General features: G+C 63.3%; 15 protein-coding genes and 1 tRNA gene. 8 read left to right on the top strand and 8 right to left on the bottom strand.

The window, feature by feature from the left end; all coding sequences use genetic code 11:
* The first annotated feature begins 223 nt into the window (after positions 1-223).
* From RBB42_RS27110 to RBB42_RS27120, 3 genes are read left to right on the top strand one after another with little or no spacing between them, the layout of a single operon-like run.
* On the top strand, positions 224-1294 hold the full coding sequence (locus RBB42_RS27110; RefSeq protein WP_305972518.1) for a phage portal protein: 1071 nt from the start codon (positions 224-226) through the stop codon (positions 1292-1294).
* Positions 1291-1572 (top strand): hypothetical protein, encoded by a 282-nt coding sequence (locus RBB42_RS27115; protein ID WP_305972517.1) that lies wholly within the window; start codon positions 1291-1293, stop codon positions 1570-1572. Before RBB42_RS27110 ends, RBB42_RS27115 begins: the two co-directional genes overlap by 4 nt.
* Positions 1569-1769 carry a hypothetical protein gene (locus RBB42_RS27120; protein ID WP_305972516.1) on the top strand — a complete coding sequence of 67 codons (201 nt, stop codon included), beginning with the start codon at positions 1569-1571 and terminating at the stop codon, positions 1767-1769. The genes RBB42_RS27115 and RBB42_RS27120 overlap by 4 nt, the downstream gene beginning before the upstream one ends.
* A 701-nt stretch (positions 1770-2470) precedes the next feature.
* On the opposite strand, the gene RBB42_RS27125 is transcribed toward RBB42_RS27120, so the two are convergent.
* Together RBB42_RS27125 and RBB42_RS27130 are read right to left on the bottom strand one after the other, a co-directional pair.
* Positions 2471-2545 (bottom strand) — tRNA-Asn (locus RBB42_RS27125).
* An 80-nt stretch (positions 2546-2625) separates the two neighbouring features.
* The gene (locus RBB42_RS27130) at positions 2626-3540 is read right to left on the bottom strand and encodes an MBL fold metallo-hydrolase (RefSeq protein ID WP_305972515.1); all 915 of its coding nucleotides are present in this window, start codon (positions 3538-3540) and stop codon (positions 2626-2628) included.
* Positions 3541-3594: 54 nt separating this feature from the next.
* Between RBB42_RS27130 and RBB42_RS27135 the strand changes: the two genes are divergently transcribed.
* Positions 3595-4884 (top strand): ATP-binding protein, encoded by a 1290-nt coding sequence (locus RBB42_RS27135; protein WP_305972514.1) that lies wholly within the window; start codon positions 3595-3597, stop codon positions 4882-4884.
* 138 nt (positions 4885-5022) lie between these two features.
* Entirely contained in the window at positions 5023-5301 is a 279-nt protein-coding gene (locus RBB42_RS27140) for a hypothetical protein (RefSeq protein WP_305972513.1), read from the top strand.
* 71 nt (positions 5302-5372) lie between these two features.
* Here the strand turns inward: RBB42_RS27140 and RBB42_RS27145 are convergent, their stop codons facing one another.
* Both RBB42_RS27145 and RBB42_RS27150 read right to left on the bottom strand, forming a co-directional pair.
* Positions 5373-5486, bottom strand: coding sequence for an entericidin EcnA/B family protein (locus RBB42_RS27145; protein ID WP_305972512.1), 114 nt, complete (start codon positions 5484-5486; stop codon positions 5373-5375).
* A gap of 45 nt (positions 5487-5531) precedes the next feature.
* Complete coding sequence (locus tag RBB42_RS27150) at positions 5532-7355, bottom strand: extracellular solute-binding protein (protein WP_305972511.1); 1824 nt, start codon at positions 7353-7355, stop codon at positions 5532-5534.
* 382 nt (positions 7356-7737) lie between these two features.
* Between RBB42_RS27150 and RBB42_RS27155 the strand changes: the two genes are divergently transcribed.
* Together RBB42_RS27155 and RBB42_RS27160 are read left to right on the top strand one after the other, a co-directional pair.
* The gene (locus RBB42_RS27155) at positions 7738-8511 is read left to right on the top strand and encodes a 3-hydroxybutyrate dehydrogenase (RefSeq protein WP_305972510.1); all 774 of its coding nucleotides are present in this window, start codon (positions 7738-7740) and stop codon (positions 8509-8511) included.
* Between the two features lie 94 nt (positions 8512-8605).
* Positions 8606-9646, top strand: a complete 1041-nt coding sequence (locus RBB42_RS27160) for a patatin-like phospholipase family protein (protein WP_305972509.1) — start codon at positions 8606-8608, stop codon at positions 9644-9646.
* Positions 9647-9659: 13 nt separating this feature from the next.
* Here RBB42_RS27160 and RBB42_RS27165 read toward each other — a convergent pair whose 3' ends face one another.
* The 4 genes from RBB42_RS27165 to RBB42_RS27180 all read right to left on the bottom strand — a co-directional run bounded on the left by RBB42_RS27165 (position 9660) and on the right by RBB42_RS27180 (position 13265).
* A complete protein-coding gene (locus tag RBB42_RS27165; RefSeq protein ID WP_305972508.1) occupies positions 9660-10439 on the bottom strand; it encodes a DUF502 domain-containing protein in 780 nt (259 codons plus the stop codon).
* A 77-nt stretch (positions 10440-10516) separates the two neighbouring features.
* Positions 10517-11431 carry a pseudouridine-5'-phosphate glycosidase gene (locus RBB42_RS27170; RefSeq protein WP_305972507.1) on the bottom strand — a complete coding sequence of 305 codons (915 nt, stop codon included), beginning with the start codon at positions 11429-11431 and terminating at the stop codon, positions 10517-10519.
* Between the two features lie 2 nt (positions 11432-11433).
* The gene (locus RBB42_RS27175) at positions 11434-12324 is read right to left on the bottom strand and encodes a PfkB family carbohydrate kinase (RefSeq protein WP_305972506.1); all 891 of its coding nucleotides are present in this window, start codon (positions 12322-12324) and stop codon (positions 11434-11436) included.
* Positions 12325-12374: 50 nt separating this feature from the next.
* A complete protein-coding gene (locus RBB42_RS27180) occupies positions 12375-13265 on the bottom strand; it encodes a LysR substrate-binding domain-containing protein (RefSeq protein ID WP_305972505.1) in 891 nt (296 codons plus the stop codon).
* 90 nt (positions 13266-13355) lie between these two features.
* On the opposite strand from RBB42_RS27180, the gene RBB42_RS27185 reads away from it, so the two are divergent.
* On the top strand, positions 13356-14582 hold the full coding sequence (locus tag RBB42_RS27185) for an acyl-CoA dehydrogenase (protein ID WP_371931824.1): 1227 nt from the start codon (positions 13356-13358) through the stop codon (positions 14580-14582).
* The last annotated feature ends 26 nt before the right edge of the window (positions 14583-14608 follow it).

Here is a 14608-nt window from a genome sequence, read left to right on the forward strand (position 1 = left end):
TCGGGCCAGCTACCGTGCGCTCCAACGGGGTCATTTTTGGATGCCGATAGGGGGTCAAGATTGCGTGCCGATTGACAGTCATGGGATTCCAAGGCGCATCGGCTTGGGAGCTCGAGCGCGACGGCGAGAGAGAGCGCGTGGAACGCGCCCCGACCTGGAAGGCGCGGGCGCTTCAGAACAGCGGCGCGGCGGATCTGCTGCGTCCCTATCGGAGGGTGTGACAATGTTCGGATGGTTCAAGAAGAAGCCCGATCCGGCGCCGGTTGTCGAGACCAGGGCGGCGGCGAGCGGCTTCACAGCCGAAATCATGACCGCACGCGAGAGCTACATTTCGGGCACGCGAGGCATCGGCGAGTTGACCGCGACGGCGCAAACCTGCGTCTCGCACTGGGAGAACGGGTTATTGGTCGCCGACGTGACCGGGACCGATCTCCTAGACAGGCGCGCCCTGGCGATGATCGCGCGCGGCCTGGCGTTGCGGGGTGAGGCTGTCTTCCTGATCCGCGACGAAGGTCTTGTGCCATGCGCTGACTGGGATTTGAGAACTCGGAACGGCAGAGCGACGGCGTACCGTGTTTCGGTGAGTGAAGCGGGCGGAGGACGCACAGAGACCGCGCTGGCGGCCGAAGTGCTGCATTTCAGGTTGGGGGTCGATCCAATCGCTCCCTGGGCAGGACAGGCGCCGCTCAAGCGATGCCAGTTGACCGCTGGCACCTTGCAGGCAATCGAGTCCGCGCTGTCGGAAATCTTCACGGATGCACCGCTTGGGTCGCAGGTTGTGCCGTTCCCGGAAAACCCGGACGTCGACTCCGAGGCCATGGCGCGCGGGTTCCGCGGGCGACGTGGCCGGGTGCTCCTGAGAGAGTCCGTGACCGTCGCCGCAGCGGGTGGCCCGGCGCCTGCCCAGGACTGGCGCCCGTCTGACCTGACACCGGACCTGGAGAAGGCGCAGCTCGCGCAGGCGCTCGAGGACGCGCGGGGGGCGATCTGTCTCGCCTTCGGAATCCTGCCTGCAATGTTGAGCCCGGCCGCGACCGGCCCCTTGATCCGGGAAGGCCAACGGCACCTGGCGCAATGGATGCTGCAGCCGATCGCAGAGGGCATCGCGGAGGAGGCATCCGAAAAGCTGGGCCAGCCGGTCACGCTGGACGTGATGCGGCCCTTGCAGGCCTTCGATGCGGGCGGACGTGCCCGGGCTGCGGCAACCGTGATCCAGGCGCTGGCCCTGGCCAAAGAAGCCGGGGTCGATCCGGCGACGGCGCTGAACTTGGTCGATTGGGAGCATAAGGCATGAAGGTTTCAATCCGTGGGATCCGGGTCATTGATGAGCCAAAGCCTCGCCGCAACGGCGACATGGTGATCGTGAACCTTGATTTCAGCTTGGACTTCCTGAGCTGCGAAGGAGCAGTGCTGGTGAAGCTGGCAACTGGCGGTCTGACCGTCTGGCCGCCGATGGTAGTCCAGACCAAGGAACCCCGCAGTATTCGGCTGAGCCGGGATGCCCGCGAGGCCATCGCGACCGAAGCGTTCCCGGTCTTCGAGACACTAACACGGAAACCGGTAGCCGAGTGAACGGAGCCGAGCGGCGGCTGTGGTTGTCGGTGCTGGTCGCCGCCCTTCAGGACGAAGCGAAGCACGGCGGCGGCTACGTCTGGTCGCTGGACTTTGCCGAGGTCTGCGACCTGGCGGAAGTGTCGGAACAGCGGGTGAGAGCGGTGTTCCTGACTGAGAAGGACAGGTTCCGGCGGGCGGGGTATGTCAGGGGGTAGCCTCTCGGGCCGCGTCCGGTGTCGACGGAGCGGCAAGGGCATAGAGGGCCGTCGGGCTCAAACCCGACATAATGTCGAGTTTGCCTGCGAACCGTTCGGCGACGGATACGAACCGTTCGGCTTGCCGATCACTCATCCCGAACTCGGCTTCGATCCACTTGCCAAACTGGCCGTGCTAAGATCCGGTCAGCCGAGAAATACTAGCTACGCAGGATTTGGGGGAGGTTGCTACTTTACGGCCTCTGAGACGGTCCACAGTAGGACGCTGCTGTCATCTGTGTATACTCGGATTTGGCTTCTCGTGAATCCACGATCCACTATTGAAAATTCTCGACCATCCAATGGAGCACAAACCGTTCCGATCAGGGCCCGCATGTGACGCATGTCGTTATTGGTTGCTGCGGTAATAAATTCGTCGAGAGATGATTTGGTAAGGCATCCAACGTATGCGCCGTCAATGGTTCCCGCCTCGGCAATGCTTGCCAGTGCAAGTGCACCGGAAAGAACAAACTGAAATCTATGCATAGCTACCCCCCATCTGGTCTCAAAACGATGCAACCATCATACCCTTATGTCAAATTTCCGTGACTTGCGCGCCTCGGTTCACAAGAAGTTCGGTTCCCCCAGTGTTCCCCAGAGCGCCAAAAATGAGAAAGACCCCGAAGGGGCTGCTCATAAATCTCTGTATTTTCAGGGATTTTTGGCTCCGGCGGTAGGGATCGAACCTACGACCAATTGATTAACAGTCAACTGCTCTACCGCTGAGCTACGCCGGAACATGCGGCGGTCTATAACAATGTGGAATCCGGGCGTCCAGAGGGTTTCGTCACAAAAATGAGGTTTTTTGTTTGCCGCATCAGATTGGACGGAAAACGGCATCGACGGACAGTTCTCCGACCGGGGCAACACGTGATTTCGACGTCAGATCAATGAGGTGAGCCAGGACGTTCCGGCTGGCTGCCGGAAGAAGGGCGGGCGGGACGTCGGTATAGATCCGCTCGGCCAGGTCGCGAGCGGTGGCGGGGGCATGGGCCAGCGCCGAGAGGATGGCGGATTCGCGGCCGCGACGGTGCGTCAGAAGCGCCGCAAGCCTCTCGGCGGGCGCGGGCACCGGCGCGCCGTGGCCGGCATGGAACAGGGACCACGGCCGCTCTTGCAGGCGTTCCAGCGAAGACATGAAGGCGGTCAGATCCCCGTCGGGAGGCGAAACCAGCGAGGTTGCCCAGCCCATCACGAGATCCCCGGAGAACAGGATATCACCCCAGGCAAAGGACAGATGATTGGCCATGTGTCCCGGCGTATGCAGGGCTTCGACGGTCCAGCCGTCCCCGGCAATCCTGTCGCCATCGGACAGCGCTATATCCGGAACAAAGGCCGTGTCGACGCCTTCACCGCCCCCGACCAGCCCCTCGGCGGCGAGTTTCTGCATGACCGCGCTGCGCCCGGCTTCGGCCGGGCCGAAACCCAGAACCGGCGCCCCTGTGCGGCGCGAGAGTTCGCGGGCGAGGGGGGAATGGTCCAGGTGAGCATGGGTCACCAGGATATGCGTGATTTCCTGCCCCGGGCTCAGCGCGTCCAACAAGGCCTGCAGGTGGGCCGGATCCTCCGGCCCCGGATCGATTACCGCGATGCCGCCGGTCCCAAGCAGGTAGGTATTGGTACCGCGAAAGGTCATCGGCGAGGGGTTCGGCGCCACGACACGGCGCAGGCCCGGCGAAAGCTCTTCGGCAACGCCCGGCCGGGGCTGGAAATCGGGTTGCGGGTCCTGCATCGGATGGTCCTTTTGGCGATGGCGGGCCGGGGCGGCGCGGGCTAGGCTTAGCGCATGTTCTTCCGCTGGCTCAAACGATATATGCCCCGCAGCCTGTATGGCCGTGCCGCACTGATCCTCGTGCTGCCGGTGGTGGCGCTGCAACTGGTCGTGTCGGTCGTCTTCATCCAGCGTCATTTCGAAGGCGTCACTGTCCAGATGAGCAAGGAACTGGCGCGCGAGGTCAATCTGGTGGTCGCAGACTTGCCGGACCAGTCCAACGGGATGCGGCTGAGCATTCGCCCAAGAGCCGTACCGGATGACGCGTTGCCGGACGGCAATCATCGACGCTGGTACGATTTCACCGGGCTTGTGGTAATCCGCGAACTGGACATGCGGATCCCGGCGCTGGAACGCATATTGCTACCCAGCGACCGAGAAGTGGTTCTGTTCCTGCGTCGTGACGACCAACTTTACCGGGCCAGCCTCGAACGATCCCGTGTCTCTGCCTCGAACCCGCACCAGTTGTTCGTGAACATGGCCTTCTTCGGCGCGCTGATGACGCTCATCGCCTTTCTCTACATGCGCAACCAGCTAAGGCCGATCACCCGGCTGGCGGCCGCGGCAGAGGCTTTTGGCAAGGGGCGTCACATGCGCTACTCGCCGGCCGGCGCTACGGAGGTGCGGGCCGCCGGTCATGCCTTTCTGGAAATGCGGGACCGGATCGAACGACATATCGAACAACGCACCATGATGTTGTCGGGGGTCAGTCACGACCTGCGTACCCCCATGACACGGCTCCGGCTGGGCCTCTCGCTGCTGGACGATGAAGACCGCGAACCGCTGGAACGTGATGTCGAAGAGATGCAGCAGTTGATCGACGCCTTCCTCGACTTCGCACGCGGGGATGCAGAGACCGACACCTCGGAACAGACCGATCCCTTTGCGCTGATCCAGAGGATCGTCGAGGATGCGCAGCGTGGCGGGCAAAAGGTCGAGCTTGGGGAAATGCAGGGCGAGGGGACGGCGATGCTGCGTCCGCGCGCCTTGCGCCGTGCGGTCGAGAACCTCATGGCGAACGCACGCCGCTACGCCTCGGCCTGTCGCGTGTCGGTGCAGTTGACCGACGGGTCTTTGCGCATTCGAGTAGAAGATGACGGCCCGGGCATTCCGGCCGACCGGCGCGAGGATGCGTTGCGGCCCTTCGTCCGGCTGGACCCGGCACGCAACCAGGATCGTGGCTCTGGTGTCGGGCTGGGTCTGGCGATTGCGGCGGACATCGCGCGGGCGCACGGGGGCGTTCTGCGCCTTGGCGAAAGCAAGAGCCTCGGCGGGCTGCGTGCCGATATCGTCATCGCGCTGTGAACCGCGGCCCGCCAGAACCTCTGTCAGCGCAGTATTTGTAAAATCCTTTGGATACGCCACGGTTTCGCCGAGCCGCGGTCATCTGGCTGAAAGGACTCTGGGTCAGCTTGCCCGCAGACCAATCTCAGGAGTTCCCAGATGGCCATCTTGCCGCTTGTCGCCGCCGCAACCATTGAGCTTGCCACGTTCAGCACCACCGACGCCGAGACGCCCAAGACGATGGTCTTTGCGCAGGCTCAGCCATTTGTCGGCACGCAGGGGTACGCGGTGCCGCAGGGTGACTACATGACAACGCCCGATGGCTGCACCTATCGCCGAACGCAGGCACCGGGCCAGCCCGTGCGCTGGATCATCGTCCTGAATCCTCATCACCTGGGCAAGGATGGATCGCCCAGCAGGTGCAAGGGCATGTTGTAACGACGCCCACCAGCAATAGGCGCGCGGGGGCCAACAGCGCGCCTTCGATGATGCCAAGGAACAGTGCCTGGTCAGAACCAGCTCTGTACCGTCCGTGCCCCGGCGGAAATATCCTGCCCGAATCCGTCGACGGTGCCACATCCTGCCAGCCCTGCGGCCAGCGCGATCACGAAAACCACTCTCATATCTGCCTCTTGTCCGGTCTTGTCGCCGTCAGGTGAGGGACGAGATCACTCGTCCTCCCACCACCATACATCAGGCTGAAAGCCCAGCCAATCACCATAGATCGGCAAGTCATCCTTGGGAAAGGTCAGTTCCTTGGCGTGGGCAATGCGGCTGACGGCGTATTTGTCCTGCACCGGGATCACGTAGCGACCGCTGATCAAAACACGGTCCAGCGCGCGGGCAGCGGCGAGGAAGTCGTCGCGGCTTTGCGCACTCAACAGGGCATTGATCATGGCATCCGCCGCGGCCGACTTCATCCCCATCCAGTTGCGGGAGCCTTCCTGGTCGGCACCCTCGCTGCCCCAGTAGAGGAACTGCTCATTGCCGGGGCTGAGCGAGAGACCGCGCCGAAAGCTGGTCATGTCGAAATCGAACTGGTTGGTGCGTTCCTTGTATTGTGCCGGGTCGATCATCGTCACTTCGGCGGTGATGCCGATACGCTCGAGCGCGCGAATGAAGATCTCGGCCATGGCGACGTTTTCGCCCTGGCCCTGCTGCAACAGGATGTCGAAGGTGAAGGGCTCGCCCGCGGCGTTCTTCATCACCCCGTCCTGCACCGTCCAGCCGGCCTCCGCCATGAGGTCGATGGCCTTCGCCAGGTTTTCGCGATTGCGTGGGCTGCCATCGGAAACGGGCAGGGTGTAGCCTTCCAGCGCTCCGGGCAGCAGCTCGTCCGCAAAGGGTGTCAGCAACTCCCTGACCCGCCCTTCGGCCGGGCCGTCACGCATACCCAGCAAAGAGTTGCCGTAATAGGAGGTGATGCGCGGCTGCGCGCCGCCGGTCAGCGTGTCGTTGATGTATTCGAAGTTGAAGGCGTGGATCAGCGCGTCGCGCACATGCCAGTCGGCGAACTTGGGGCGCCGCGTGTTCATGACGAAACCGGTGATCCCGGTGGGGCGCTCATGCGCGATCTCGGATTTGACGATGTCGCCGTTGCGGACTGCCGGGAAATCGTACTGGGTCTTCCATTTCTCGGCGTTGGTCTCGCGGATGGTGTTGATGATCCCGGCCTTGAAGGCCTCGAACAACGCGGTATCGTCCGCAAAGAATTCCAGCCGGATGGTATCCAGGTTGTTGGTGCCCCGGCGAAAGTTGACGTCCTTGCCCCAATAATCCGGGTTACGGTTCAACTCGACATAGCGGCCGGCCTCGTAATCCCCAATGACATAGGGCGCCGAGGTGATCGGCACGAGGTCGAGGCTGGAATTTTCGAAATCCAACGCTTCCCACTGGGCCTTTTTCAGGATCGGGCGCATGCCGATGATCAGGGCCAGTTCCGGGTTTTCTTCGTTGAAGGTGAAACGCACGGAGCGCTCGCCGGTCTGCTCCATGCTCTCGACCTTGCCCCAGAGACCGAGGTAGCGCGGGTGTCCCTTGGTGCCCAACGTCTCGTAGGACCACATGACATCCTCGACCGTCACCGGGGAGCCGTCGGAGAATTCGGCCTCGGGACGGAGGGTGAATTCAACCCATTCGCGATTCGGCCCGACCTCTATCGATTCGGCCAGAAGACCGTAAAGAGAGAATGGTTCGTCGTAGTTCCGGCCCATCAGGCTTTCGTAAACCAGAAAGCGCAACTGCCAGGGTGCAGAGCCTTTCAGGATGAGCGGATTGAGGCTGTCGTAGCTACCAAGCTCTCCGGTGACGATCCGGCCACCTGTCGGCGCCTCCGGATTGGCGTAGGGGAGCGACACAAAATCGGGTGGAAGCTGCGGGTCCCCATACATAGCTATGCCATGCTGCGGGTCCGCCCACAGGCTGCCTGCGGAAAGAATCGCTCCGGCTGCGACGATTTTTGCGACCCGATTTCGGAAAAAATTTACGCGCATTTTGGCAACGATCCCTGTCTGCCCTTGTTTTCTTGGAGGGGAACGTATCGCTCCTTTTACGCCTTTTCAAACTTTTAGCTTGGACTCACGCGGCGAAAAGCTTATACAGAGGGCACTGCTCGATAGGTTTCTTGCCTGTATGAAACCTGCCTCAATGACTGAACCCCGGCCTTGCGCCGGGGTTTTTTTTGCCCATTCGACAGGCATGGTGTCACAGGTTTCTGTGCCCGGTCATGGGGGTCGTGCGCGGCATTTCGACCTGCGCAAGTTCCCGCCGGTGCCTTCCCGAATTTCCCCCGGACCTCGGTGATTGAGCGGGTGCATACCGCCGCGTCCAGGACTATGCTGCATCTGCGAACACAACCAGCATCGGGGAGCCTACATGTCGCTTCAGGGAAAGACCGCCATCATCACCGGATCGAACTCGGGCATCGGCCTTGGCATCGCGCACGAGATGGCAAAGGCAGGGGCTTCGGTGGTGATCAATTCCTTCACCGATTCCGACGAAGATCACGCCCTGGCGAAATCCATCGCCGAGGAACACGGCGTCGAGGCGCGCTATATCAAGGCCGACATGTCCAAGCCGGATGAATGCCGCGCGCTGGTCGAAACGGCAGGCGCCTGCGATATCCTGATCAACAACGCGGGCATCCAGCACGTTGCCCCAATCGACCAGTTCCCGGCGGAAAAATGGGACGCGATCATCGCGATCAACCTGTCCTCGGCCTTTCATACGACGGCTGCCGCGCTGCCGAAAATGCGTGCCGCCGGATGGGGTCGCATCGTCAACATCGCCTCGGCGCATGGTCTGACCGCCTCGCCCTACAAAAGCGCCTATATCGCCGCCAAACACGGTATCGTCGGCCTGACCAAGACCGCGGCGCTGGAAACCGCCGAGGAACCGATCACCGCCAACGCGATCTGCCCGGGCTACGTGCTGACACCGCTGGTCGAGGCACAGATCCCCGACACCATGAAGGAATACGACATGGACCGGGAAACCGTGATCAAGGAGGTGATGCTGAAGCGCCAGCCGTCCAAGGAATTCGCCACGGTCGAACAACTGGGCGGTACCGCGGTCTTCCTCTGTTCCGACGCGGCGGCGCAGATCACCGGCACGACGATCAGCGTCGACGGCGGCTGGACCGCACTGTGACCTAGCGGGGCAGGAGGGGGCTCACCCCCTCCGGGCCTTCGGCACATACACCCCAAGGCATTTCCGAAACCAAGCAAGCACGGGAGCGCGGCGCATGGCGAAGTCCGTTCGCATCAATCTGGCCCTGCAAGGCGGCGGCGCGCACGGCGCCTTTACCTGGGGCGTGCTGGATCGCCTGCTGGAAGAGTCCGAGATCGAGATCTCGGCCATCACCGGCACATCGGCCGGGGCACTGAACGGTGCGGCACTGAAATCGGGCATGTTGGCGGGCGGCCACGAGGGCGCGCGCGAGATGCTGGACTGGCTTTGGTCCCAGATCGGCGCCCTGCGGGACGAGGCCATGCCCGACTGGCTGCAAGGCTGGATGCCGCACCCGGAGGTGGTCAGCAAGAGCCTGGAGTATTCGCTTCCCTATAGCTGGGGTGAGGCTGTCGGGCGGATGGTTTCGCCCTACGCCTGGGGGCCCCTCTACCGGAACCCACTGGAAAAGATCGTCGAACGGTTCGACTTTGACCGGGTCTGTGCCCATGAGGGGCCGGAATTCTATGTCTGCGCGACCCAGGTGCGCGACGGCAAGATCCGGGTGTTCTCCGGCGACCAGCTCAACACGCGGGTGATCATGGCGTCGGCCTGTCTGCCGACACTTTTCCAGGCGGTCGAACTGGAGGACCCGCAGACCGGCACCATGGAACCCTTCTGGGACGGGGGGTATACCGGCAATCCGGCGCTGTTTCCGCTGTTCGAAAAGCACCTGCCCGACGACGTGATCGTGGTGAACATCAACCCGCTTCTGCGCGACAAGACCCCGGTCAGCCCGCCAGAGATCCAGAACCGGATCAACGAGATCAGTTTCAACGCCTCGCTTCTGCGCGAACTGCGGGCGATCGATTTCGTGCAAAGGCTTTTGCAAACCGGCGCGCTGACGCCGGGAACGATGAAGGACCTGCGCATTCACATGATCGCCGACGACGCGCTGATGAACGCGCTTTCGGTGGCGACAAAGATGGTGCCCGTGCCCACCGTGATCGCCCAGTTGAAAGAGGCCGGACGCCGCGCGGCCGGACGGTTCCTGGACAGCCACAAGGGCGATCTGGGGCACCGTCAGACGGCGGATTTGCGGGCGATGTTCAGCTGACGTCGATACTACCTCAGGACGCTTTGCGGAACTGCGCCTCGAGCGCCTGTTTGGCGTCCTGCCCGTTGGGATAGACAAGCCCTGCCGAAATCACCAGCTTGGCTGCGTCCTCAAGGCTCATGTCCAGCTCGATCACATCTTCCTTGGGGAAGAACAACAGGAACCCCGAGGTCGGGTTGGGCGTGGTCGGCACGAAGACCGACACCAGCTCCCCGCTGGTGATGGCTCGACGAGCGACCTCGCCCTTGGCCACGGTCGAAATGAACCCGATCGCCCAGATGCCCTTGCGCGGGTATTCGATCAGGCAGGCCTTTTCAAAGCTGCGCTCGCTCTGGGCAAAGATGGTTTCGGCCAACTGCTTGATGCCCGAGTAGATCGACCGCACCACAGGCGTGCGCTCCACCAGGCTTTCGGCGAAATTGATCATCGATCGACCGATCAGCCCCTTGGCGATCCAGCCGACGACGATTGTGAAGAACAGGAAGACAAAGACGCCGAGGCCGCGCACGTTGACCTCGATCCGGCCATCGTCATCCGCGTCAAGCAGGTCGAACAACCACGGAAGACGCGGCCCGTCGGGGCCGGTCATCCAGCGATTGAGCAGCGCATTGGGTTGGTAGGCATCCGGCACGAAGGGCCAGACGAACCCGTCAACCCAGCCGACAACGGTCCAGATCAGCCATACGGTCAGACCGACCGGTGCGATCACCACGATACCGGTCAGGAAAGACGTGCGCAGCCGCGTGAAAAGACCCGGCCGCTTGCGGGTTGTAGGCTCGAATGGTGTGGTCATCGCAGGTCCCGGGACGATTGAGACGAAAGTAGGTGCATCGCGCGGGCTCTACAATGGGCTTTGCATTCGAAAGACGATCAGGCGGGCAGGGCGCTCAATTCCTGCGCAATTCCGGCGGCCAGCCGGGCGTTGTTGAGAACCAGCGCGATGTTGGCCTCGAGCGAGCGCCCCCCGGACAGTTCGTAGATGCGTTGCAGCAGGTAGGGTGTCAGGTCCTTGCCCGCGATTCCGTGGGTTTCCGCGTCGCGTGTTGCTTCGGCGATGATCGGGGCCAGGGTTTCGCGCGGGATCTCGGCCTCGGCGGGAATAGGGTTGGCGACAAGCTGCCCGCCAGGCAGACCCAACCGAGCGCGCATACGGTGCGCCGCGGCGATCTCTGCCGGACTGTCGGCGCGCTGCGGCGCCCGCAGGCCCGCCTCGCGCGACCAGAAAGCGGGAAGCTGGTCCTGGCCATAGGCCATGACAGGGACGCCAAGGGTTTCCAGCCTCTCAAGGGTCTTGGGCAGGTCGAGAATGGCCTTGGCACCCGCCGCGACGACGGTCACGCGGGTCTCTGCCAGTTCCTGCAGATCGGCGGAGATGTCAAAGCTGGTCTCGGCGCCGCGATGAACGCCGCCGATGCCGCCGGTGGCAAAGATCTCGATCCCTGCGAGTTGCGCGGCGATCATCGTGGCCGCAACGGTGGTCGCCCCGGTGCCACCGCGCGCCATGCAGACGGCCATGTCCGCACGCGACAGTTTGGCCACCTTCTTCGACTGCGCCAGAGACTCCAGCTGGGCATCTTCCAGCCCGACATAGAGCGTGCCTTCGATCACCGCGATTGTGGCCGGCACTGCGCCGTTTTCGCGCACCGTCGCCTCGACCCGGCGCGCCACCTCAAGGTTTTGCGGCCAGGGCATGCCGTGGGTGACGATGGTGCTTTCCAGCGCCACCACGGGGCGGCCATCGGCCAGGGCCTCGGCCACGGCGTGAGAGCATTTGAACGGGCTCATCGTTAGGTTCCTCCGGAAACATGGGTCGCGGCGGCGGCCAGCGCGCGGCGCAGGGCTTCGGGCCGGTCAAAGCCGTCGCGTTCAGCGGCGATATGCGCCGCCATGAAGGTATCGCCCGCGCCGGTGACGCGGGTCACTGTGACGGGCGGCGGGGTCTCCGTATGGCTGGCATCCGCCGTCGCGTCGCAACAGGGCGCGCCACCATGCGTGACCAGCGCCCGCGCGGCCCCCCGTTCGACCAAGGCCCGCGCGGCTTCGGCGGCATTGGTCAGCGGCGCCTCGCAGAGCAGGCACGCTTCTTCGAGGTTGACATAAAGCGTCCCGCGTCCCGCGCGCAGAAAGGCGGAGAGCCGCGTTGCCTTGCCGGGGCTGGCGGGGGCGATGCGCAGATCGGCACGGGCAAAGGCCGGGTGCGCCGCGATCTCGGCCAGCAGGGCCTCTGTCAGGTTGCCGTCCAACGCGATACGGCCTTCGTAGGGGGCCTGAGGTGTCCCCAGTGGCCCGTCGATCAACGGCGACAGGATGCGGGCGCCGGCCTGTTCCAGGGAATGCGCATCGGCAATGGCGGCCAGCAGCCCCTCCGGCGTTTCGATCGCCATGTAGCGATCCGTGGGCAGGTCCGCCGCGCGGGTCAGATGAGTCGTATCCAGCCCCAAGCGCGTGCATTCCGCCGCCAGCGCCGTGCCTTCGGCATCCTGTCCGACCACCGAAAGCAGCGCCGGCCGCATCCCAAGTCCGGCCAGTGTCATGGCGATGTTCAGCGCCACGCCACCGGGGATCAGACGGATGCGGCCCGGCTTGTCATTGCCGGCCTGCATGGTCTGGTCACAGCGGCCGATCATGTCCCACAGGACGGAACCGATGCAGAGAATATCCGGGTCACGCGTTTTCATTGCCGCGTTTTTGGCGCGAAGGGCAGGGCGGTGCAAGCCGCAACCGTCCCTTATCGTGGCAGCATGTCCTCTTCGTCGGCGCAAAGCGCCAGCCAGTCCCGAAAGGCAACAAGTGCGGGCGGCGCCGGACGGTCGGCCGGCCAGACGAGGTAATAGGCTCCCAGACTGACCGGCGCGGCCTCATGCGCGGGTTGCAACGTGCCCGCCGCGCGCTCCGCAGTGCTGAGGTAATCGGGCAAGAGTGCCACACCCAACCCGTGCAGTGCGGCCTGCAGAATGGCGGTGAACTGGTCGAAGGTCGGACCGGGCAAGGGCCCGGGTGACAGCCCCTGCGTCGTGAACCAATCTGCCCAGGCATCCGGCCGGGTCTGTATATGCAACAGCGGCAAGCGCCGCAGCGCCTCCAGCGGCAGCGGCCCTTCCGGCATTAGCGCCGGTGCCGCAAGCGGTTGCACGGTCTCGGTCATCAGGCGCAGGTGATGCGTGTCCGGCCAGTCAGGTGCGCCGAAATGCAATGCAGCATCAAGGGGTTCGGTGGCAAAGTTGAACGGGCGCAATCGTGTGGTCAGGTTTACCGTCACCTCTGGATGGCGGCGTGTGAAATCCGGAAGACGGGGCACAAGCCAGCGCATCCCGAAACTCGGCAGGATCGCAAGGTTCAGAGCTCCACCCGAAGGGTCGAGGCGCAGCGCCATTGCCGCCTCTGTGAGCCGATCAAGCGTCTCGCGCACCGTGCCGGCAAAGCTGCGCGCCTGAGGAGTGAGGCGCAACGCCCTGTTTCCACGCAGGAAAAGCGTGACGCCCAATTGATCTTCAAGCGTCTTGAGCTGGCGCGAGACGGCGCTTTGCGTCAGGTTGAGCTCTTGTGCGACAGCAGTGGCACTGCCAAGGCGATCCAGCGCTTCGAGCGCGCGCAAGGCGGGCAGGGGTGGCAGATGCATTCCCAATCCTCATGAATACCTGCGATATTGTCGTTTTTCCATGCGACAGGTGCAAGCTATACTGCGCCCAACCAAGGACAGGAGCCTGCCATGAACGAGATGACCAAACCCGAACTGAAACCAAAGGATGCCCCGGACCTGGGTGGTTTCACCTGGGAAGATCCGTTCCGCCTTGCAGACCAGTTGAGCGAAGAAGAACGGATGCTTGCCGAGGGCGCGCGCGCCTTTGCCCAGGAAAAGCTCGCGCCGCGTATCGTCGAGGCCTTCGAGGAAGAAACCGTCGACCCGTCGATCTTTGCAGAGATGGGTGAAATGGGCCTGCTCGGCATCACCGTACCCGAGCAATATGGCGGCCTCGGCGGGTCTTATGTCTCCTACGGTCTTGTCGCGCGGGAAATCGAGCGCGTGGACTCGGGCTATCGCTCGATGATGTCGGTGCAGTCCAGCCTCGTGATGTATCCGATCTATGCCTACGGCTCGGAAGAGCAGCGCAAGAAATACCTTCCGAAACTGGCCAGCGGCGAATGGATCGGTTGTTTCGGCCTGACCGAACCCGACGCAGGCAGCGATCCGGGCAGCATGAAAACCCGCGCCGAGAAAATCGACGGCGGATACCGCCTGACCGGATCGAAGATGTGGATCTCCAATGCGCCGGTGGCGGATGTCTTTGTTGTCTGGGCCAAGTCCGACGCCCATGACGGCAAGATCCGTGGCTTCGTCCTGGACAAGGGCGCCACGGGCCTGTCAGCGCCCAAGGTGGCCAACAAGCTGAGCCTGCGCGCCAGCGTGACCGGTGAGATCGTCCTGGAAGGCGTCGAAGTTGGCGAAGAGGCGTTGTTGCCTCATGTTCAAGGGCTTAAAGGGCCCTTTGGATGTTTGAACCGCGCACGCTACGGCATCGCTTGGGGCGCGCTAGGCGCGGCCGAGTTCTGCTGGCACGCCGCGCGGCAGTACGGGTTGGACCGAAAGCAGTTCGGAAAGCCCATCGCGCAGACCCAACTGTTCCAAAAGAAACTTGCCGACATGCAGACCGAAATTGCGCTTGGGCTGCAGGGCTGCCTGCGCGTGGGACGCCTGATGGACGAGGCGCAGGGCGCACCCGAGATGATCTCGATCCTCAAGCGCAACAACTGCGGCAAGGCGCTGGAGATCGCGCGGATGGCGCGCGACATGCACGGCGGAAACGGCATCTCGGCCGAATTCCAGGTGATCCGCCACATGCTGAACCTCGAGACGGTGAACACCTACGAAGGTACGCATGATGTTCATGCCCTGATCCTGGGCCGCGCGCAGACCGGTCTGCAGGCGTTTTTCTGAAATGGACCCGTGGCCGGACGGCGTTC

Source organism: Mameliella sp. MMSF_3455, assembly GCF_030733205.1.
GTDB lineage: Bacteria > Pseudomonadota > Alphaproteobacteria > Rhodobacterales > Rhodobacteraceae > Antarctobacter.